The organism is Clostridium sp. AM34-9AC (assembly GCF_003480225.1).
GTDB classification, from domain to species: domain Bacteria; phylum Bacillota; class Clostridia; order Lachnospirales; family Lachnospiraceae; genus Acetatifactor; species Acetatifactor acetigignens.
In genome coordinates, this window is the sequence record NZ_QUIU01000005.1 from 31,914 (window position 1) to 53,361 (window position 21,448).

Annotated in this window: 19 protein-coding genes; 16 read left to right on the top strand and 3 right to left on the bottom strand. The window is 45.5% G+C overall.

Annotation, left to right across the window (positions count from 1 at the left end; genetic code table 11):
• The first annotated feature begins 64 nt into the window (after positions 1-64).
• From DW835_RS04290 to DW835_RS04335, 10 genes are all read left to right on the top strand, one after another.
• Positions 65-985, top strand: a complete 921-nt coding sequence (locus DW835_RS04290) for a sugar ABC transporter permease (RefSeq protein WP_118669281.1) — start codon at positions 65-67, stop codon at positions 983-985.
• 8 nt (positions 986-993) lie between these two features.
• Positions 994-1,854, top strand: coding sequence for a carbohydrate ABC transporter permease (locus DW835_RS04295; protein ID WP_118538915.1), 861 nt, complete (start codon positions 994-996; stop codon positions 1,852-1,854).
• A gap of 24 nt (positions 1,855-1,878) precedes the next feature.
• Entirely contained in the window at positions 1,879-3,789 is a 1,911-nt protein-coding gene (locus tag DW835_RS04300) for an FAD-dependent oxidoreductase (RefSeq protein ID WP_243037049.1), read from the top strand.
• 122 nt (positions 3,790-3,911) lie between these two features.
• On the top strand, positions 3,912-4,625 hold the full coding sequence (locus DW835_RS04305) for a GntR family transcriptional regulator (protein WP_118538917.1): 714 nt from the start codon (positions 3,912-3,914) through the stop codon (positions 4,623-4,625).
• Between the two features lie 22 nt (positions 4,626-4,647).
• The gene (locus DW835_RS04310; protein WP_118669280.1) at positions 4,648-6,087 is read left to right on the top strand and encodes a leucine-rich repeat protein; all 1,440 of its coding nucleotides are present in this window, start codon (positions 4,648-4,650) and stop codon (positions 6,085-6,087) included.
• A 143-nt stretch (positions 6,088-6,230) separates the two neighbouring features.
• Positions 6,231-6,536, top strand: coding sequence for a hypothetical protein (locus tag DW835_RS04315; protein WP_118669279.1), 306 nt, complete (start codon positions 6,231-6,233; stop codon positions 6,534-6,536).
• 72 nt (positions 6,537-6,608) lie between these two features.
• The gene (locus DW835_RS04320; protein ID WP_118669278.1) at positions 6,609-7,505 is read left to right on the top strand and encodes a Fic family protein; all 897 of its coding nucleotides are present in this window, start codon (positions 6,609-6,611) and stop codon (positions 7,503-7,505) included.
• Positions 7,506-7,682: 177 nt separating this feature from the next.
• Positions 7,683-8,216: a hypothetical protein gene (locus DW835_RS04325; RefSeq protein WP_118669277.1), complete on the top strand. Its 534-nt coding sequence runs from the start codon at positions 7,683-7,685 to the stop codon at positions 8,214-8,216.
• 27 nt (positions 8,217-8,243) lie between these two features.
• Positions 8,244-8,741 (top strand): tRNA (cytidine(34)-2'-O)-methyltransferase, encoded by a 498-nt coding sequence (locus tag DW835_RS04330; RefSeq protein ID WP_182430238.1) that lies wholly within the window; start codon positions 8,244-8,246, stop codon positions 8,739-8,741.
• A 230-nt stretch (positions 8,742-8,971) separates the two neighbouring features.
• Complete coding sequence (locus DW835_RS04335; protein WP_117465314.1) at positions 8,972-9,457, top strand: gamma carbonic anhydrase family protein; 486 nt, start codon at positions 8,972-8,974, stop codon at positions 9,455-9,457.
• Here DW835_RS04335 and DW835_RS04340 read toward each other — a convergent pair.
• The 3 genes from DW835_RS04340 to DW835_RS04350 form a co-directional block, all read right to left on the bottom strand.
• Complete coding sequence (locus DW835_RS04340; protein WP_118730756.1) at positions 9,454-10,698, bottom strand: DUF438 domain-containing protein; 1,245 nt, start codon at positions 10,696-10,698, stop codon at positions 9,454-9,456. The genes DW835_RS04335 and DW835_RS04340 overlap by 4 nt on opposite strands.
• A 63-nt stretch (positions 10,699-10,761) precedes the next feature.
• A complete protein-coding gene (locus DW835_RS04345; RefSeq protein WP_182430244.1) occupies positions 10,762-12,540 on the bottom strand; it encodes a diguanylate cyclase in 1,779 nt (592 codons plus the stop codon).
• 207 nt (positions 12,541-12,747) lie between these two features.
• Entirely contained in the window at positions 12,748-13,629 is an 882-nt protein-coding gene (locus DW835_RS04350; protein WP_118730758.1) for an AraC family transcriptional regulator, read from the bottom strand.
• A gap of 190 nt (positions 13,630-13,819) precedes the next feature.
• Here DW835_RS04350 and DW835_RS04355 point away from each other — a divergent pair, with 190 nt between their 5' ends.
• The 6 genes from DW835_RS04355 to DW835_RS04380 all read left to right on the top strand — a co-directional run bounded on the left by DW835_RS04355 (position 13,820) and on the right by DW835_RS04380 (position 21,437).
• Complete coding sequence (locus tag DW835_RS04355; RefSeq protein ID WP_117465186.1) at positions 13,820-14,527, top strand: class II aldolase/adducin family protein; 708 nt, start codon at positions 13,820-13,822, stop codon at positions 14,525-14,527.
• A gap of 16 nt (positions 14,528-14,543) precedes the next feature.
• Complete coding sequence (locus DW835_RS04360) at positions 14,544-16,004, top strand: rhamnulokinase family protein (protein ID WP_118501605.1); 1,461 nt, start codon at positions 14,544-14,546, stop codon at positions 16,002-16,004.
• Positions 16,005-16,006: 2 nt separating this feature from the next.
• Positions 16,007-17,791, top strand: coding sequence for an L-fucose isomerase (locus tag DW835_RS04365; protein ID WP_118730759.1), 1,785 nt, complete (start codon positions 16,007-16,009; stop codon positions 17,789-17,791).
• A 28-nt stretch (positions 17,792-17,819) separates the two neighbouring features.
• Entirely contained in the window at positions 17,820-18,812 is a 993-nt protein-coding gene (locus DW835_RS04370; protein ID WP_118730779.1) for a Gfo/Idh/MocA family oxidoreductase, read from the top strand.
• Between the two features lie 251 nt (positions 18,813-19,063).
• The gene (locus tag DW835_RS04375; protein WP_118730760.1) at positions 19,064-20,434 is read left to right on the top strand and encodes an extracellular solute-binding protein; all 1,371 of its coding nucleotides are present in this window, start codon (positions 19,064-19,066) and stop codon (positions 20,432-20,434) included.
• A 100-nt stretch (positions 20,435-20,534) separates the two neighbouring features.
• Entirely contained in the window at positions 20,535-21,437 is a 903-nt protein-coding gene (locus DW835_RS04380; protein WP_117465190.1) for a sugar ABC transporter permease, read from the top strand.
• The last annotated feature ends 11 nt before the right edge of the window (positions 21,438-21,448 follow it).

Sequence of the window (21,448 nt, forward strand, 5' to 3'; positions counted from 1 at the left end):
GGGCGGTCGTTTTCACAGGCGAACCGTCCCCTGCTCTGAAACGAACAAAAGAGGGATAAAGCAAATGAAGAGCAAGAAAAAGAAGACTAAAGGAGAAAGACGAAAAATATTGCATCAGAACCTGGTTGCATATTCCTTTTTGGCACCGAGTCTGATAGGTGTAATATGTTTCAGTCTGATTCCGCTGATAATTTCTTTATATGTAAGTCTGACTGACTGGAATTTCTCTCAAGGACTCGGCAACTGGAATTTCATCGGACTGACAAACTTTATCAATCTGTGGAAGGATGAATGGTTCCTTGCATCTTTGAAAAATACATTGATCTTCACCGTCGTAACCGTGCCCATCGGACTTTTCCTGGCAATTATAATGGCGGTACTGATTGATGAATTTTGTCATAAGAAAATAGCGGGTGTGGTACGTGTCGCTATGTATATGCCGCATATCTGTAATATTGTGGCAATTTCCGTTGTATGGATGGCGTTGTATTCTAAATACGGACCCTTTACACAATTGATGAGGGCTCTCGGATGGCAGGATCCTCCCCGATTCCTGGCAAGCTATGAATGGGCACTTCCCGCGATCATGCTGGTCGTAATCTGGGCAAGCCTGGGATACCGCGTATTTATGTACAGCGCCGCAATCACCGGACTTCCGAGAGATTTGTATGAGGCTGCTGAGATTGACGGAGCGAATTCTATTCAGAAATTTTTCAAATTAACGGTTCCGCTGTTGAAGCCTACGACCTTTTTCCTGACAATTACAGGTATTATATCCAGCTTTAAAGTATTTGGATATACGAACGTTATGACAGGCGGTGGTCCCGGAAGCTCTACCTACACACTGGTTTATTATATTTATACATCAGCATTTAAGTATTATAAGATGGGTTATGCTTCGGCAATTGCCGTAATTCTGTTTGTGATGCTGCTTATTGTGACCATTATCCAGTGGGTACATAACAATAAAGAAGAGAAAGGCTAGGGATTAAGATGAGGAAGAATGTACCTGTTTCCAAAAAGGTAGCCAGAGTATTGATTACCATTGTAATTATTCTGGTTACATTGGTTATGATTGTTCCTTTTGTCTGGATGATCTCAGCATCTTTCAAGACAGAAGCGGATGTTATGAAGATCCCTATTGAGTGGATCCCGAAGTATTTTTACCCGGATAACTATAAGAGAGTATTAAGCATAGGAACGACCAGCTCCACAAATTATCATTTCGGTCTGGCCTATTTTAACTCTATCAAGGTAGCTGTAATCAGTACGGTAGTGGCAATTACTTCCGCAACACTTGCCGGATATGCCTTTGCCAAGTTGAAGTTCAAGGGCTCCAATGTATTGTTCATTGTATATCTGGCGCAGATGATGGTGCCTTCACAGCTGACACTGATTCCCAGATTCATAATGTTTATGCAGTTGGGATGGATGAATACCCATTTGTCGCTGATCGTACCGAAAATTATAGCGGTATCTTCCACCTTTATGCTCAGGCAGTCCTTCTTAAGTACTCCGGATGAACTGCGGGAAGCTGCCAGAATTGATGGAGCCGGTGAATACAGAGCCTTTGCACAGGTTATGCTGCCACTTGTCAAGCCGACGATAGCGGCGACGGCGACAGTACAGTTCCTGGATGCATGGAACAGCTACCTGGATCCTCTGGTATTTATCTCCAACTGGAAGAAATGGACGATTCCTCTGGCTTTGAACCAGTTTGTCGGTACAGAGGTAACACAGTATAACCTGACCATGGCGGCCTGCTGTATGGCGGTTGTACCGGTATTTATCGTATTCCTGTTCGGACAGAAGTTCTTCCTGAAAGGCTTGTCCGTAGGTGCGGTTAAGGGATAATAAATTGAAAATGGCAGATGCAGTGTGGCAGGACAGGAGAAGACTCTGTGCCTGCTATATTGCTATAAGGGAGAAAATAAAGAGAACAATATGTCAATTCACAGTGAAACCAGAAAATATGAAGTTGTAGTAGTGGGAGGCGGCCTGGCCGGTGTCTGTGCGGCAATAGCAGCTGCCAGAAAAGGAGCCAGAACAGCCATCATACAGAATCGCTCTATGTTTGGTGGCAACGCCAGCTCGGAGATCCGTATGCACATTGTGGGAGCCAACTCCCACGGTGCCAAAAAAAATCTTGGAGAGACAGGAATCCTGCTGGAGATTCTGCTGGCAAACAAACGCAGAAATCCCTATGCATCTTTTCCGGTATTTGATTCCGTCATCTGGGAAAAAGTGCATTTTCAGGAAAATCTGGAATCCTTTCTGAATACGAATATGGATGACGTGATCCTGGAAGGGAAAAAAATAAAGGCCGTAGTCTGTCATCAGAACAGTACGGAAACCGAGTTTACCATCTACGGAGACATCTTTGTCGATGCCACAGGGCACGGTACCTTAGCTACCATGTGCGGTGCGACGGGGCGTATGGGCAGTGAAGGAAGAGACGAATTTAAGGAACCCGATGCTCCGGAAGAACCGAACAGCGATACGATGGGAAACACTTTGTTGTTTTCCGCTGTGGACCGTGGAGAGCCGGTAAAATTTGTGTGTCCTGAATGGGCAAACCATTACACGGAGGAAGATTTGAAATACCGGGAACATGCGAACAGTATTGCCTCCCATATGGAAGGCGGTAAGCTGACCAAATTCGAAGAAGGAAGCGGGAGACTGCCACACTTTTCCAATGTGGACTCCGGATATTGGTGGATTGAACTGGGTGGTGAGGATGAAGATATTATCCGTGACGGTGAGAAAATCCGTGATGAATTGCTGAAATGTGTGTACGGCGTATGGGATCATCTGAAAAATGTGGGAAACCACGGTGTGGAAAATTTGGAGCTGGATTGGGTTGGATTCGTGCCGGGATATCGTGAAAGCAGAAGAATCGAAGGAGACTATCTGTTGAATGAAAAGGATGTACTAGCCAACAGGATATTCCCGGACGCAGTAGCTTATGGTGGCTGGCAGATGGATCAGCATGTGCGCAGGGGACTTCTGGATACGGATAAGATTCCTTCACAGATCCTGAATTTCAACGGTTGTTATACAATACCATGGAGATGCTATTATGCAAAGGATCTGGAAAATGTAATGCTGGCGGGACGTGATATCAGTACTACAAAAATGGCATTTGGATCAACGAGAGTTATGGGAACCTGCGCTGTGGGAGGACAGGCGGTAGGCACGGCAGCAGCAATGGCTGTCAGATATGGCTGTACCCCCAGACAGATCGGGGAACATATGGAAGAACTACAACAGGAGCTTTTGCGGGATGACTGTTATATTCCGGGAGTCCGTAACCGGGATCCGGCCGATTATGCAAAGTCAGCTAAGGTAGCTGCATCCGGATATACACATGGAAATGAACCATGGAAAGTATTGAACGGAATTGCCAGACAGGAGCAGGAAGAAAGTAACTGCTGGGAGGCACCGATAGGAGAACAGGGTGCCGAAATAACGCTTACCTATGACGGGAAACTGGTGCTACATCAGATTCAGCTGACATTTGATACGAACCTGACAAAAGAGATCATGCCATCTCTTACAAGAAATGTACGGAACCGACAGGTAAAAGGACTGCCGGATGAACTTGTACGGGATTATGATGTGCGTGCTTTCAGAGAAGGAAAAGAAGTATTTTGCAAGGAAATACATGACAATTATCAGCGATTGAACAGAATTCCGCTGGGAAATGTAATTTGTGATACCATAAAGGTGACGGTTCACCGTGCTTACGGTATCCATTTTGCAAGAATTTTTGAAATTCGTACATATTAGTACGCTCGATTATTGACATTAAATTCCCAAATTCGCTATACTGTTAGTAATATGTAATATCATAATGAGATTGGATAACAAAAACACAGAAAACGAAAAGGAAAGTGTTAATAGGGGGAAATATGGCAGCCAGATATTCAGAGATTGAAGAATATATCATGAACAAGATTCATACGGGAGAATGGCCGATCGGTTATAAAATTCCGAAAGAAGTGGAGCTTTGTGAACAATTTGGTGTCAGTCGTTCCACAGTGCGTACGGCAATGCTGCGGATGGTGCAGGATGGACATCTGAAAAGAGTTAAGAGAAAAGGTACCTTTGTTACAGCACCACGCGTATTGGAGGATACGACGGTATTTATTGAGAGCTTTTTTAATGAAATGTTTCGCCGGGGCATTGAGGTAGAGACGGAAGTGCTGGAATTCCGTTATATGGAGATGACGGAGGAACTGGCGAAAAAGTTCGAAAACGGTGACAGCAGAGTCATTAAACTGAGCCGTCTCAGATACGTAAAGGATTCTTTTGACAAAGGACCGATTGTATTGACAACGTCCTATATGCCGGAGAGTGATGCATTTTTGTTTGACTATGATTTTACGAAGGCATCTCTGACGAAGGCGCTCAATGATCATTCCAAGAATCGATTCAGCCTGGAAAAAGAAATGACGGCCCGTCCGCTGGAGAGCAGAGAGAGTCATCTGATGGGAATGAAGGAAAATGCTCTTGCAATGCTGATTTCTTCTGTTACCAGGAATGAAGAGGGACAGATTATTGAAATATCGGAAAGTATTTATCCTTTGGAGAGAAACAAGTTTGTATGGAAACTGAAGCTGTAACGCTTCGGATACGAGGAAGAATATGAATGAAAAATTGAATAATGTAGAATGGAGTTTCACGCAGGAAACAGGATGCCTGACGATTACAGGGACCGGAAAGATGCAGAACTGGGCGGAACATCAAGAGAGACCATGGGAAGAAATCAGAGATGAAATCCGCCGGGTCAGAATTTGTGTGGGAATGGAGAGCGTGGGAGATTGTGCTTTTCAGAATTGTACTTCACTGAAGGAAGTAGAACTGCCGGAGACGCTTGTCTATCTCGGGGTGTATAGCTTCCGCGGATGTACCGCATTAAGGGATGTAAAATTGCCGGAAGGAATATGCATTATCTGTGCGAAGGCGTTTCATAGTTGTTCGGCACTGGAGAAGGTGGAATTGCCTGTCAGCCTGAAAAATATTGATATGAGAGCGTTTGCGAAAGATGAGGCTCTTCATACGGTTATTTATCATGGAACGGAGGCACAGTGGGAGAAAATTCTGATCAGTGGAACCGCATCCGATAATCAATATCTTCTGGCAGCGGAACGAAGATGCCTGAAGGAAGAACCTGCAGGATACCAAAAGACTAATGATAATTCGGTTGCAGATCACTATGAAGAGATGGTTTGTTGTGTAAAAAAAGCGTTGTCTTACGGCGGAGACGGTAATCTGTATTTTCTCACACCGGATCTGACAGAGGCGGGAATCCGGGCAAAATGCGGAGATTGTACGCTTGTGGTATTCCCGAATGGCAAAACAATGATGATAGATGCCGGTTACATTGCCTGCAGTGCGCATATTATTTCATTGTTGGATGATCTGGGACTGCATCATCTGGATTATTTTGTATTGTCTCATGCGCATGATGATCATGCAGGAGGAGCCCTGGCTGTGGCACAATATCTGTATGAGCATGGAGGAGGGATTGATGCCTGTTATCGAAGCTCCTATATAGCATCCAGTAAGCAGGAGCCCTTATTTGAGGAATATCTTAAGCAGAAAGGGACACATGTTTATGAAAATGTCCTGGCGGGATATCAGTGGACGGTAGGGGATGTACGTATAACCGCATATCATCCGACGACTGAGGATCTGGAGAAATGTGTCGGAAATGATGAGAGCGTGAACAATGTATCTATTTTGATGAAATTTGTCTATGGAAGATCAAAATATCTCACCGGTGGAGACTTGTATATAGAGATGGAAGAAAAACTGGCAGAGCAATATGGTGATCTTCTGAAAGCAGATGTAATGAAATCGAATCATCACGGCACCTATACCTCAAATGGACAAAAGTGGCTGCAAACAGTACAGCCGAATGCCATTATCACGGATGCGGAGGATATTGGAAATGCACTTTTGGCAGAGTATGCTGTAGAGCATGGAATCAAATATTACAGCGCCGGGATACAGGGACTCATTTTACTGCGAATGAGCAGAATAGAATATGAGATACAATGCCAGACAGGAGACTGTCTGTAAAGATTGTAACAAAAGGGGACATTTATAGTGTCTCCTTTTTGGTAGGAAAAAAAGTAAAATATAAGGTTTATATGGTTAGGAAAAATGTGGTAAACTGCACTTTGTAAGGAAGAGTAGTAGATAGAACAGAGGAGAAAATATATATGCAGATCCATGATACAGCATTTATAGCGCCTGGAGCAGTGGTGCTTGGAGATGTGACCATAGGACACGGTGCGATCGTCCATGGCTGTAAGATCGGGAAAAACTGCATCATCGGTGCAGGAGCGCTGGTGACGCAGAATGTGGAGATCCCGGATAATTCCCTGGTCGTCGGTAATCCCGGGAAAGTAAAACGTGCTGTTACCGAAGAAGAGATCCGCTGGAATCTGGAAAATGCACGCATTTACGTAGAGGAAGCACAGAAAGAATTAAGCGACTCTTATCGGCAAAATACAAATGAAATTTAAAAGCAAAAAATTTGAGATATATTACCGATAATGATATAATATTTCCGGTGAGCCGTTTTACGGAGGTTGTGTATGAAATATGTAAATGTAAATGAAATAGCTGCAAAATGGAATTTATCAGAAAGAAGTGTAAGAAATTATTGTGCCCATGGAAAAATTCCGGGTGTAATTCTTGATGGGAAAACATGGAGGATTCCGGAGGATGCCGTAAAGCCGGTCAGAAAGAAACGAGCGGAAAAAATAGCAAATGATATTTTGACCAGATTAAAAATGGAAAAGGAAGCAGGGATACCGGGAGGAATATATCATAAGGTTCAGATCGAACTGACATATAATTCGAATCATATGGAAGGCAGCCGCTTGACCCATGATCAAACCAGATATATTTTTGAAACGAATACGATTGGAATTCAGGATGAAGTTGTGAATGTGGATGACATTGTTGAAACAGCCAATCATTTCCGATGCATTGATCAAATAATAGAGTTGGCAAACTATCCCCTGAGTGAGGCATTTATTAAACAGTTACATTATATTTTGAAATCAGGAACGTCAGATAGCAGAAAAACGTGGTTTGCTGTTGGTGAATATAAACGTTTTGAAAATGAGGTCGGAGGAAGCGCAACAGCAAAGCCCGCCGATGTATCCGGAGAAATGCGGAATTTATTAAAAAGATATAATCTTTCAAAACAAAAGACGTTGAAGGAAATAATACAATTTCATTATGAATTTGAGAAGATACATCCTTTTCAGGATGGAAATGGCCGTGTTGGAAGATTAATTATGTTTAAGGAGTGCCTCCGTAATGGAATTACCCCTTTTATTATCGAGGATGATATAAAGGAATTCTACTATTGGGGGCTGAAGGAATGGAAGAACGAACAGGGATATCTTATGGACACTTGTCTGACTGCCCAGGATAGATTTAAGGTATACATGGATTATTTTGGACTGGAATATAGGGATTAAAAATTATATTTTCTTCGGAATCAGGAATGAATTCAAGTCTTAATTGCATACCGGGTCCCTGATCCAGCTTCTGGACTCATTAGCGGAATATCCTGCAAAGCAGGATATAAAGTGCGATAGCACGAATTCGTGAGCTTATGGTTGATATAAAAGAAGACAGATAAATTGAGGTGAACTATGGATTATCAGGGAGTACTTGGTCGTTTTACATATGATGACGGAACAGATATCCTGAACCGTGTATCGTCAGTAGAAGCTGGTGATTATCGGGAAAATAGGGATATTATCAACGAGATCGTCCTGTGGAAGATGAATCGCAGACCGCAGGTGACAGAGGAATTGATAGATGCCATCTTTTCATTAAAGGAGATCAAAACCCCGTTACAGGTACTAGCGGATAAAAAGACAGAGAGGGTTGTAGAAAAATTACTGCAAACGAAGGGAATGCAACTTCCAATGGCGAGTACGGTATTGCATTTTTATTACCCGGTGATATTCCCCATTATTGATCAGAGGGCGTATCGGGAGCTTTATGCTATGGATTATCCCAAAACGATGACGAAGATCCCCATGCTGACAGAGCTCTATCTCAAGTATATAAAAGATTGTTGGGAGTATCAACAGGAGAAGTGCCCGGAAATTGCATTTTCTCAGATAGATAAAGTCCTGTATCAGTTAGATAAGGAAAAAGGTAATAAAGTAATATATTAATTGAGCAATAGAACGAAAAGGAGAATTATGCATATTATATTACACCAGCCGGAGATCCCGGCAAACACCGGAAATATCGGAAGAACCTGTGTGGCTACCGGCCCCAGCCTGCATCTGATCGAGCCGTTAGGCTTCCGTTTAAATGAAAAAGAGATTAAGAGAGCCGGTATGGACTACTGGCAGCATCTGGATATCACCAGGTATATGAATTTTCAGGAATTCCGGGAAATGCATCCCGGAGCGAAGATTTGGATGGCAACCACAAAAGCACACCAGACCTACACCGATGTGAAATTCGGACCGGACGATTACATCATGTTCGGCAAGGAAAGCGCCGGAATCCCCGAAGAGATCCTGATAGAGCATGAAGAGACCTGCATCCGTATCCCTATGCTTCCCGAGATCCGTTCACTGAACCTGTCCAATTCCGTAGCCATTGTGCTCTACGAGGCACTGAGACAGCAGGGATTCGAGAGCATGCAGAGGGATGGAGAGCTGCACCGGCTGCATTGGAAAGAATCGTAAGACTGTAAAAGGAACAATTCTGAGGAAAATTCGGAGGAATGTTCCTTTTTGATTGGAAAAAATGTAGTAAGATATAAAATATGGTCAGAAAAAATGTTGTATATATAATTGATTTGGTCGGAAAAAATGTTGTAAATTATATGATATTGCTCAGAAAAAATGTGATAAACTATATGTTACGAAGAAGAGTATTGTAACAAAATAAGAACAGGAACAGGAGCAGAGAATATATGCAGATCCATGATACAGCATTTATAGCTCCCGGTGCGGTGGTGCAGGGAGATGTGACGATCGGAGAAAACAGCGGAATCTGGTACAATGCGGTGGTCCGGGGCGACCGGGACTCCATTGTCATCGGCAAAGAGAGCAATATTCAGGACAATGCGGTAGTGCATCTGGGCAGCGGATATCCGGTGGAGATCGGAGATCATGTGACCATAGGACACGGTGCAATCGTTCACGGCTGTAAGATCGGCGACAATACCATGATCGGTATGGGAGCCATTCTGATGAACGGCTGTAAGATCGGGAAAAACTGCATCATCGGTGCCGGAGCACTGGTGACGCAGAATGTGGAGATCCCGGATAATTCCCTGGTCGTCGGTAATCCCGGGAAAGTAAAACGTGCTGTTACCGAAGAAGAGATCCGGTGGAATCTGGAAAATGCACGTATTTATGTAGAGGAAGCACAAGAAGAGAAAAGAGCACTGTCCTAGCGGAAGTGCTCTTTTGCAAACTCCATGTCCTGTACCAGTTCCAGCGTTCCCAGATATTGCTCCTGCTTATCCCGGACGGCATAATAAGTCACTAAGAAAGTCCGGCCGTCCTTGTCCATCCAGACCGGTACCTGGTCCAGATTCCCTGCACGGAATTCTCCGATAATGCGGCGAACCCGTTCTTCGATCTTAGGCGGGTGACAGGTGAAGACCTCCCGGCCCAATGCCATACCGGGACGCTTGAATACCTTGGGACCTTCGTTGAAGTAGCGATTGATATTATCGATATCTACGAAAGAGATCTCCAAAGGAATCGTATTCAACATGGCGGTCAGCTGCGACAGGGTCAGACTGCCGCTGGGGAGGTGGATTCTGGTCTCACTACCTGTAAAAGCGTGTTCCGCAGACATGGTGTCAGCCGTAGAGGCAGTGTCGGTCAGATGTGCTTCCGCAGCCTCCCAACTATCACCCCGGATACCGAAGCATTCCGCATAATCTTTGGCATCCCGGTAGATGTGATACCATTCCTCCTCCGAGAAATTCAGTGCGCAGTTGGGGAAGAGGATATTGGATTCCTTGTAGATCATTTCTTCCATGCGGTTCAATACGGCATTCAAACGTTGTTTCCATGCATCGGTTTCTTTTTGGTGTTTTTGTTTTGCAAGCGCATTCAGTTCATCCCGGATCTCATCATCCACTGTCCACATGACTGCAGAGGGGCCGCTGATCCCATATTGTACCTTCAAATGTGGATAAAGTAAGTCTCCCTTCCGGGCATAGTGGATAGCGATCTGGCGCAGCTCGTCAAGCAGTTCATCGGTAATTCCATTATTTTCCAATGCCTGCCTCGTACGGGCAATCAGCTTTTCCAGTGCTGCATTTTCCAACGTAAAAGTCTGCAGGGGATGTCCGGAGATCTGGATCAGGGCGGCAGCGGCGGAGAGCCGTTGGTCCTTTATGTCTTTAGAGTGTAGTTTCTGGGCAGCTAGAGAAGAGGCTGCTGTTTTTTCGGCATTGGCAATTTTCTCTTCTGTCGTGGAACCATGGAACAGGGCGGAATGCACATCACAGAGCCGCTGCAATTCTTCGATGGAAGTACCCTCCCGTAGCAGCTCCTGTTCGGCCTGCATAATTGCGGAAGGATCCACATCCTTACATTCCCGGACGAAATCCGCCTGGACACTTTCCAGAGCTTCTCCGTGATTCAAACGTTGTAAGTAAGACTTAATCTGATCTTTCATATAAAAATTCCTCCGGAACCAGTATGCCCCGGAGGAAAGTTTGTTATTCTTTTATTTTTATGATTAATCATCGTAGTGTGTTTTGATAAATTCGCAATCCACTACCAACACATAGAAAACCGAGCCATAATGTTCACTCTCCACGATACGCCCATAATCCAGAACCGTCTTATAAGTTCCATCTTTGACAGCAAGTCGGTATTTGACATAATCATTGTATCCGTTCATGCCGGATTCTATCTGTTGCCAGATGCTTTCTTCTACCTGTGTCAGATCTTCAGGATGCACCAGATTACGGAATTGATGTTTCGTAAAATGCATAAAATCATCCAGATCCGTACATCCTGTCAGCTGAAGCATTTCCTGATTAGCATACAGGATGCGTTCATTCTCCTTTTCGGCCCGGTAGATGAAAAAGGCACCCGGCAGGTTGTCAGAAATATCCGATAATGAAAAACCAAGCTGTGTCCGTTTCGAATTGTGGAAATCCGACCGGTAGGCCAGAGCACCATGTTTTCCCTGTAATTTTACCTCATAGAGTGCAATGTCGGCATAACGGAGAATGTCAGAGACTTTTTCTGCGTTGGCGGGGTATTCCGCATAGCCCAGGGAAGTGCTGTAATTGTGTTCGACGCCTTTGGCTGAAAAAGAGCGGGAAGCCTTACTGAAAGCGTCTATCATTGGGGCAGCCTCTTCTGCACTGCAATCTTTCAGGATAATACAGAACTCATCACCGCCATTTCTGGCAATAATGGAATTATCCGGAAAAGCCTGCACTAAGGATTGTGAAAGCTGCAATAGAACCTGATCACCGATAGTATGACCATAGACATCATTGATGAATTTGAAATTATCCACGTCAAGTAATATACCGACACAGTTTTTCTGCTTGTTTCCCTCCAGATACTTCTCCAGCTGCAAATTAAATCCGTTACGATTTAAGAGACCGGTCATAGAATCCGTCAGAGAGAGTCTGCGAAATTTTTTGCGCTGCTCGTCAACGAATAGTATAGATATCGTTAGAACCACCAGTAGTAGGATCACTGCAATGCCACATAATACTATCAGTTGTAAAAGTGTGCCATTCTTCCAGCCACCGGTGGGCATGATTTCCAGCCTCCAGTTACATCCACCCAGAGTAAAATCATAAGAGACGGGATCCATCAGAGTCTCCTCCGACTGGTCTACCACGGTATATTCATCGGTCAGAGGTGAGATGGTCTTCGATAGCCGGTATTGATAACCGAAATTGGTTAAGGCATTAGCGGAATGCTGAAAAATATCAGGAACCTTGATGATAACCATAGTCATGCCCCAAAAATAGGGAGTTCCCTTCTCATCCTGTAAAAAAACTGGATTACGGATCGAAAGGACGTGTCCTCCCTGCTCCAGCTCGAAAGGACCATGTATGATAAGCACATCATTAGCAATGCTGTAATTTACGGTCTCTCCGCGGTATTTGTCATGGATCAGGTCTATTTTACCTGCTTCGTTGCCTTCGGCGGGATAGATATCTGTTACGATGCCCCCGGGAGCCACTTTGATGCTCCGGACGTAATCTGCCATCATTCTGTCCGCAATGATATCAAATTTGTCGATTCTGCCGTCCGTACTGATCAGAATCTGCTCCAGTGTATCCGTGATATTGATACCGGCATTCAGATCTGCGATCATGCTATCACCGTAGGTTACAGCGTTCAGTTCTGCAAGAGTGCGGAGATGTCTGGAGTCGGCCTGCTGTACCGCATGAGCGATCATATATAAGGCAATGCTGCCGATAAGAAGTACCCATAACGGCAATAGCCATTTGGTATGAGAAAATTTAATTTTCTTCCGTGTCATAGTGCTATGCTTCCTTCGTATGTGTTGGCAAAATGATTTAAATTTAATTATAGCATTTTCAAGTTTTTTTGTATAGATACGAAGAGTCATTTCATCCTGCGATGAAAATGCCAAAAACACCGGGCTTCTGATTTGGTACACGGGATCACTGGGGACGGAGAACTGGAGAAATACCACGATGTTGCTTTAGGTGAGTATTCTTTATTTTTAATAGATCAGATTTTTATAGCTGCCAATATACTGTCTGCGATAACGGCCCGGAGAGATACTTTTATAGCGGCGGAAAATGCGGTTAAAATAGCTTAAGTCGTGGAAACCGCAAGAATACGCAATTTCTGTGATACTATCGGAAGAAGTGCACAGAAGCTCACAGGCACATTCTACCCGGTAATAATTCAGATAATCAATGGGCGATTTGCCAATGATCGAGTGAAACACACGGCAAAAATGTTCCGGAGAGAGCTGCAGTACTTTTGCAAGGTCCGAAAGACTTAACTGTGAGGCATAATTTCTGCGGATATAATCCAGTACCTGCTTGATCTGGTCAGAATCCTGGACAAAATGTCTGGAAGAGGGAGTCAGTACCGTAAATAAATGTTCCCGGAGAATCTGTCCCAGCATTTGCCACAGCATTCCTATGGTGAAAAATTCATAGCCGTTATTTTTATCTTTCATTGCAGCAAACAGGTCAGAGATGATCTGACCGCAGGGAGTGCCTGCCGGATACAGAACATTGATCTGGGTCTCAGGAGAAAAGAGCCCGGCATATTTCTGCTGAAACAGTCCTCCGTAATTTTTGATAAGATGGTTCAGATCAAATACCAGACATTCATAGACGCAGTCTTTGGGGATTCCGCCATGTACGGCTCCGGAGGAAAGAAAGGCGGAATTCCCAGGATGCAGTGTGTATGACTGCCCATCTGTCAACAACGTAAATTCCCCTTGCAGAACCAGTAGAAGTTCGCATTCCATATGCCAGTGGAAGGGCATTTCGTAACGGGGATGCAGCATATCAACATAATAGAGTTCTAACGGAAAGTCAGAAGTTCCTCTCGTCGTATTCTCATGGGAAGCCAGATATCTCATCATTCTATCCTTTCATAAAAGAACCGTACTATTTAAAATCCCATTCGTAAAACTGCTCTTTCAGGTCTTTTCTTTTACAAATATGGTCACAGAATATCAATATTGTCCAATATGTAATCATTATAAACAACGACACCACAAAAATGCAACAGTATAATACAAGTAACCAAATATAATACAAGGAGGTATGGACATGGAAATCACAGGGATAAAAGATCAGATCTGCGATGTCTGTCACAAAATGTGGCAACTGGGATGGGTTGCGGCCAATGATGGCAATGTGTCTGTCAGACTGGACGATGGAACCTACCTGGCAACACCAACAGGGATGAGTAAGAGTTTCATCACCTCGGACAAACTGCTCCGGATCGATGCTGCCGGTAATGTTTTGGAGGGCTCGGAAGGACTGCGGCCGTCCAGCGAGATAAAGATGCATCTAAGATGCTATGAAAAGAGGGAGGATGTATGCGCAGTCGTACATGCACATCCTCCGGCAGCTACCGGATTTGCCGTGGCACATCGTCCGATGGACATGTACAACATGATCGAGGATGTCGCAGCCATCGGTGCGGTTCCGCTGACACCATATGGTACACCGAGCACGACAGAGGTTCCAGATGCCATTGAGCCTTATTTGCAGGAACATGATGTAATGCTGCTTGAGAATCACGGGGCATTGACAGTGGGAAGTGATGTGATCACCGCTTATTACCGTATGGAAAGTCTGGAACTGTGGGCGAAGATCACGATCAACGCAATCCTTCTGGGAGGAAGCTATGACATTGACCGGAAAAATATCGACAAACTGATCAACCTGCGATCCTATTATCACATAACGGGAAAACATCCGGGATACAAGAAATTTAAGCATCCGCAGGATGGAACTCCTACGGACAGATAGGAGAAAGGAGTAAAGGATGGCTGCTTTTACGACAGTGCTTGCTTTTGACCTTGGAGCTTCCACCGGCCGTGCCATTCGTGCGGTCTATGACGGTGAGAGACTGAAATGGAAGGAGATCCACCGGTTCGATAATATACCGGCAGTAGAGAACGGACATCTTCGCTGGAATATGGAGGCGCTGCTTGGGGAGATCCGTATTGCCATACAAAAGGCGGGAAAGACCGACAGTCTTGCTTTTGATACCTGGGGAGTGGATTTTGGATTGTTGGATGCGGATGGAAAATTACTGGAGGATCCTGTTCATTACCGGGACGAGCGGACGAAGGACTGGCCCCAGCGTGTCGCACAGAAAATAGAACTTCACAGCCTGTATGTCAGAACTGGCAATCAGATTCTGGCAATCAATACACTGTTCCAGTTGCTGGCATTACAAGAGGAACAGCCAGATCTGTTAAGACGAGCAAAGCATCTGCTGTTCATCCCGGATCTGCTGGCGGCAATGCTGGGAGCGGATCTGACCTGGGAACGATCCATTGCTTCCACCAGTCAGATGTGGAATCCTGTTGCCGGAACCTGGGATTTGGAACTGCTGAGACAGATGGGAATGGATCCGGGATTATTCGGAGCCATGACAGACAGTGGTAGCATTATCGGAGCATTGCCGGATAGCACGAAGATCATCGCAGTGGCAGGACATGATACCCAGTGCGCAGTGGCGGCCATGCCTGTGGAAGAGGGAGAAAGCGCAGCGTTTCTCTCCTGTGGCACCTGGAGCCTGATCGGCTGTGAACTGGAGACACCGATCCTGACGAAGGAGAGCTGCGACAGCGGCCTGTCCAATGAATACGGAGCCAATGGTAGGATTAACTATCTGAAAAACATTATCGGATTGTGGCTGATCCAGGAGAGCCGGAGAGAATATGCCAGACAGGGAGAGGAGTATAGCTTCGGAGAACTGGCGAAGCTGGCGGACGAAGCAGAGGCTTTTCACTGCTTTATTGATCCGGATGCACAGGAATTCGTGGCACCCGGAAACATTCCGGAAAGAATACAAAAGTTCTGCCGTAGAACCGGTCAGCCGGTGCCGGAGACAGTGGGAGAGACAGTGCGGTGCATTTACGAAAGTCTGGCGCTGAAATATCGATATGCTCTGGAGCAACTGGAAGGGATGACGGGCAAAAACTTCACAATATTGCATATCCTCGGTGGCGGAGCAAATGCAGGACTGCTCTGTCAGATGACGGCAGATGCCTGCAGACTTATGGTAAAAGCCGGCCCGGTGGAAGCGACGGCTCTCGGGAATATTCTTATTCAGTTGAAGGCACTGCATGCCATACATGATATCGACAAGGGCAGACGCCTGATTGCCGTGACAGAGAAAATAACAGAATATGCACCACAAAACAGAAAAAAAGACGCATGGGAAAATGCGTATCACAGATTTGTTACCATGATGCAAATGGAGAAAGAGAGGTAATTATGAGATACCCTAAGATTGGAATTCGCCCGGTAATCGATGGACGTTGGGGTGGCGTTCGTGAAAGCCTGGAGAATCAGACCTGTGAAATGGCAAAAATTGCCGCAAAACTGATCTCTGAGAATTTGAAGTATCCGGATGGAACACCGGTACAATGCGTGATCGGCTGTACCACTATCGGAGGAGGTGCGGAGGCGGCCCGGGTGGCAGAACAGTTTCAGATGGAAAATGTAGTAGCAACCTTGTCTGTGACGCCCTGTTGGTGTTACGGAACAGAGACTTTCGATATGGATCCGAACACCATCAAAGCTGTCTGGGGATTCAACGGAACGGAGCGCCCGGGTGCGGTGTATCTGGCAGCAGTTATGGCGGCACATGCACAGCGTGGGCTTCCGGCTTTTTCCATCTATGGACATGATGTGCAGGATGCAAAGGATACGACAATTCCCGCAGATGTGTTGGAGAAAATCTTACGTTTCGCCAGGGGAGCTGTGGCCGTAGGCTGGATGACAAATAAGGCATATGTCAATATTGGAGCGGTAGCCATGGGCATTGCAGGCAGCTTTTGTGATCCGGATGTGCTACAGAAATATTTCGGGATCCGTGCGGAATGGGTAGATGAAGTGGAAATTCTCCGTCGTATTGCCATCGGCATCTATGATCCGGAGGAATATGAGAAGGCATTACAGTGGGTGAAAGCAAACTGCAGGGAAGGGTTCGACAAAAATCTTGGAAAAGATCTGCCGGAAGTCATCACAAAGTCAAAAATCATTCCTGCGGAAAAAGACTGGGAGTTTATTGTGAAGATGACACTGATTATCCGGGATATTTTGTTTGGCAATTCACGACTGGACGAGCTTGGCTGGCATGAGGAGGCTTTGGGGCATAATGCTGTGGCCGGAGGTTTCCAGGGACAGAGACAGTGGACGGACTGGTTGCCGAATGCGGACTTTACGGAAGCAATCCTTGCTTCTACTTTCGACTGGAATGGTCCCAAGGCACCGACTCCTTTTGCAACGGAGAATGATACCTGCAATGGTATTTCGATGCTGTTGGGACACCTGATTTCGGGAACGGCTCCCTGCTTCCATGATGTCCGTACCTACTGGAGCCCGGAGGCTTGTGAATGTGTGACAGGTCAGAAGCCGGACGGCGTGGCGGCAAACGGATTTATTCATCTGATCAATTCCGGTGCAACGGCATTGGACGGGACTGGAGCGTGTGTGGACGAACAGGGCGACCATGTCATGAAACCTTTCTGGAAGATGACAGAGGAGGATATCCGGGAATGTCTGGATGTTACCGACTGGTGCAGGGCAGATTATGAATATTTCCGGGGTGGTGGATATTCCAGCCACTTTCGGTGTATTGCACAGATGCCTGTAACTATGCTAAGATTGAATATTATAGAGGGAATAGGGCCTGTATTGCAGATTGCCGAAGGATGGACAGCAAAATTGCCGGAAGTGATTCATCATGCGATTGATAAGAGAACAGATCCTACCTGGCCGACCACCTGGTTTTGCCCAAGACTGACCGGTGAGGGCGCTTTTACTGACGTATATAGTGTTATGGCAAACTGGGGGGCAAATCATGGCGTGACCGTATATGGACATGTGGGTGCAGACCTGATCACATTGTCCAGCATGTTGCGGATCCCGGTGACCATGCATAATGTGGACCGGGACAAGATCTATCGTCCTCATGCATGGTCAAGCTTCGGAACACAGGATACACAGGCGGCGGATTATGCGGCATGCAGGCAGTATGGCCCTTTGTATCGATAAAATCACAGGAAGCAGAGAGAGGAATCCTATGGGGAATTGTCTGAAGGTAGGTATTTTAGGTGCCGGAAATATTGCTGGATCCATGGCAGAAGCGCTGAATGAGCTGCAGAAGGAGGGAAAAGCCTGTGCTTATGCTGTGGCATCCCGTTCGCAGGAGAAGGCATTGGAGTTCGCACGAAAATGGAATATCACAAGAGCATACAGCAGTTACGAGGAACTGGCATCGGATCCGGAAGTGGACCTGATCTATATAGCAACACCACATTCTCTGCATTATGAGCAGGCAAAGCTCTGTATGGAACATGGCAAAAATGTTCTGGTAGAGAAGGCGTTTACAGCCAATGCAAGACAGGCTGAGGAATTATTTGCAATGGCAGAGGAAAAGAAGGTCTTTATTACAGAGGCAATCTGGACACGATATATGCCAAGCCGTGAGATCATAACTGGGTTGCTCAGGGAAGGGGTGATAGGTACACCGCAGATTTTGGAAGCGGAATTTTCCGTACAAAATTATGAAAATCCCAGGATGCATGATCCGATGCTGTGCGGAGGAGCACTATTGGATCTTGGAGTGTATGTACTGACAACGGCTTCCATGTATTTTGGAGATCATATTGTGAAGACGCAATCTTTCTGTGAGAAGTATCCGACCGGAGTAGATGCTGCAGATGAAATCCAGCTGACCTATGCGGATGGCAGTGCTGCGCAACTGCGCTGTTCCATGGTGGATAAAAAGAAAAACTGTGTAAAAATCTGTGGAACGAAAGGGTATATTTCCTGGGAGAGCAATAACAATCCCAGAAACCTGGAACTGCATGGCCCGGGAGGAATGCTGATTCGTAAAATCACGATTCCCACGCAGATCAATGGCTATGAATATGAAGTGCTGGTATGCCGGGAGGCAATCAGGAACGGGCAAAGAGAGTGTGAGAAAATGCCTCATGCGGAGACTCTTACGATCATGAAGCAGATGGATGAACTTCGGGCACAGTGGGGTGTGAAATACCCATATGATGAATAACGACAGATGCAAAAGAGCGGATCATCAGGATCCGCTCTTTTGACAGCTACAGAGTATAGGCAATATTACTTCTGTTAAACAAATAACGAAGCGTACTTCTCTTTACAGAATCTAAAAATAAGTGAGTTTTTCGGCAAAACAAAAAAACAAAGTGCCTTTTTGCGAACCTGAGCGTCTCATACCTTTTGGCAAAATCCGTTATAATGAACTCATCAAGCAAACACATAAATGTGATTGAAGGAGGGTACTAAATGAAGAAGTTAAAATTAACAGCATTACTCGTAACTATGGCAATGACAGCGTCTCTTGCAGGATGCGGCAACAGCGCTTCCGAAGAGATGACAGACGGCACACAGTCATCTCAGGCGACAGCCACGCAGGAAGCTGCTGGTACGGAAACAGCAGAGAACCATGATCCCGTAACTTTGCGCTTCATGTGGTGGGGCGGTGATGAGAGAGCGCAGGCAACACTGGATGTGATCGACAAGTTCGAGCAGGAATATCCCTGGATCACGATAGAAGCGGAGTACGGCAGCAGTGATGGTTATCAGGAAAAGCTGACAGCACAGTTGGTATCCGGTACGGTAGCTGACATTTTCCAGATGGGAACCGGTTGGATGCCCGGCTATGTAGAATCCAATGCAGGATACTTTGCAGACTTCAAAGATTTCTCAGATGTCTTTGATCTGTCTACCTTCGAAGAATCTATTTTAAAGAACAACGGACAGTTCGACGGACATCAGTATGGTGTACCGACCGGTATTTCCGGACATGCACTGATCTACAACAAGAAGGTAGCTGATGAGATCGGCGTTGACTTCAGTAGTGATTATACTTGGGACGATATTGTAGAAATGGGCAAGAAGGTCAAGGAGTATGACAAGGATATGTATCTGCTGACCATGGGAAGTTCTGAGCTGAATACCATGATCGTCCGCCCTTACTTACAGCAGTTGACCGGCAGCACAGTTCTGGTAAATGAGACCAAGAAGAGAGGTTTCGAGGAAAAAGATCTGGTGGAGGTACTGAACTACATTAAGGCATTGTATGATGAAGGCGTTGCATCACCTATGTCTACTGTTATCGCATACGGCGCAGATCTGGGAACAGATCCTAACTGGATCAACCAGAAATATGTGGCAGCATTCGGATACTCCTCTACAGTAGAGACTTTGCAGGCAGCATGTCCCGATGGAAACTTTGCGGCAGGCAAGCTTCCAGTTATGACAAATGCCAAAGATGAAGGCTGGTACTGCAATGCACCTCAGTATATGTGTGTCAGCGGTGCGAGCGAACATCAGGAAGAAGCCATGATGTTCTTAAACTACTTCTACAACAATGCAGATGCAGCCAAGATCCTGAAGACAGTCCGTTCCGTACCTCCTACCAGTGTAGGGCAGGAAGCATGTACAGAACTGGGCATTCTGGAAGGCATCACCAAGGATAGCGTGGATATTATCCAGACCTATACAGGAACCAATGATCTGGGGCTGACCACAGAGGAAGAAATAACGGCGATTCTGCAGGATGCAGCTACTCAGGTTGCTTACGGACAGGGTACTCCTGAAGACGTTGCCAAGTCAACAATCAGCCTTCTGGACAATTATCTGTCATCCAAGTAATCCCGGATCAGTTTCGGATTCGTACTACACAGAAATGATACTGGGGTATCCTGAAGGATTTCGGGATACCTCAGACATTTACGAGGCGGAGGTACTCTACATGACACCGAAAAAGAAAAAAATAAAAAGGAAGCAGTGGATCGGACTGGTATTCATTGCCCCCTGGCTGATCGGATTGATCGGACTGCAGGTATATCCTTTTGTTGCATCCCTGTTCTATTCCTTTACAGAATATAATATCATGTCCTCTCCGAAATGGATCGGATTGGCCAACTATGTGAAATTATTTACGGCGGATAATGAATTCTGGTATTCCGTAAAAGTTACTTTGATATACACAATATTTACTGTACCCGGAAAATTAACAGTGGCTCTGATCGTAGCACTGGTTATGAATAAAAACATGAAAGGAATCAATTTCATTCGTACAATTTATTATATCCCGTCTCTGATCGGCGGCAGCATCGGTATTGCCATTCTCTGGAAGCTGATGTTCCAGGAGGAGGGTATTATCAATTCCCTGTTGAAAGCAATCCATCTGCCGACCCTGCACTGGCTGGGAGATCCCAAGACAGCATTACCGACGATCATTCTACTGCAACTGTGGACGTTTGGATCTTCCTTCGTTATGTTCCTGGCAGCCCTGAAAAATGTACCGGCGGATCTGTATGAAGCAGCGGATATCGATGGAGCCAGCAGCTGGAAGAAATTCGTTAAGATCACATTGCCACAGATTTCCTCTATTATATTTTTCAATATTATCATGCAGACGATCACTGCATTACAAAGCTTTACCAGCTCACTGGTCATTACCAACGGAGGCCCGTTAAAGTCTACCTACGTGTTGGGAATGAAGTTGTACACGGAGGCATTCTCTTTCTATAAAATGGGATATGCATGCGCAATTTCCTGGGTGATCTTCATTATGATCATGATCGTTACGATGATTTTATTCCGATTCTCTTCCATGATGGTATATTACGAAGATGGAAACGATTTTTAGGAGGAACCTAA

Coding starts and splice junctions, on each gene's coding strand:
- DW835_RS04290 (WP_118669281.1), top strand. CDS start 65: ATGAAGAGCAAGAAAAAGAAGACTAAAGGAGAAAGACGAAAAATATTG.
- DW835_RS04295 (WP_118538915.1), top strand. CDS start 994: ATGAGGAAGAATGTACCTGTTTCCAAAAAGGTAGCCAGAGTATTGATT.
- DW835_RS04305 (WP_118538917.1), top strand. CDS start 3,912: ATGGCAGCCAGATATTCAGAGATTGAAGAATATATCATGAACAAGATT.
- DW835_RS04310 (WP_118669280.1), top strand. CDS start 4,648: ATGAATGAAAAATTGAATAATGTAGAATGGAGTTTCACGCAGGAAACA.
- DW835_RS04315 (WP_118669279.1), top strand. CDS start 6,231: ATGCAGATCCATGATACAGCATTTATAGCGCCTGGAGCAGTGGTGCTT.
- DW835_RS04320 (WP_118669278.1), top strand. CDS start 6,609: ATGAAATATGTAAATGTAAATGAAATAGCTGCAAAATGGAATTTATCA.
- DW835_RS04325 (WP_118669277.1), top strand. CDS start 7,683: ATGGATTATCAGGGAGTACTTGGTCGTTTTACATATGATGACGGAACA.
- DW835_RS04330 (WP_182430238.1), top strand. CDS start 8,244: ATGCATATTATATTACACCAGCCGGAGATCCCGGCAAACACCGGAAAT.
- DW835_RS04335 (WP_117465314.1), top strand. CDS start 8,972: ATGCAGATCCATGATACAGCATTTATAGCTCCCGGTGCGGTGGTGCAG.
- DW835_RS04340 (WP_118730756.1), bottom strand. CDS start 10,698: ATGAAAGATCAGATTAAGTCTTACTTACAACGTTTGAATCACGGAGAA.
- DW835_RS04345 (WP_182430244.1), bottom strand. CDS start 12,540: ATGACACGGAAGAAAATTAAATTTTCTCATACCAAATGGCTATTGCCG.
- DW835_RS04350 (WP_118730758.1), bottom strand. CDS start 13,629: ATGATGAGATATCTGGCTTCCCATGAGAATACGACGAGAGGAACTTCT.
- DW835_RS04355 (WP_117465186.1), top strand. CDS start 13,820: ATGGAAATCACAGGGATAAAAGATCAGATCTGCGATGTCTGTCACAAA.
- DW835_RS04360 (WP_118501605.1), top strand. CDS start 14,544: ATGGCTGCTTTTACGACAGTGCTTGCTTTTGACCTTGGAGCTTCCACC.
- DW835_RS04365 (WP_118730759.1), top strand. CDS start 16,007: ATGAGATACCCTAAGATTGGAATTCGCCCGGTAATCGATGGACGTTGG.
- DW835_RS04370 (WP_118730779.1), top strand. CDS start 17,820: ATGGGGAATTGTCTGAAGGTAGGTATTTTAGGTGCCGGAAATATTGCT.
- DW835_RS04375 (WP_118730760.1), top strand. CDS start 19,064: ATGAAGAAGTTAAAATTAACAGCATTACTCGTAACTATGGCAATGACA.
- DW835_RS04380 (WP_117465190.1), top strand. CDS start 20,535: ATGACACCGAAAAAGAAAAAAATAAAAAGGAAGCAGTGGATCGGACTG.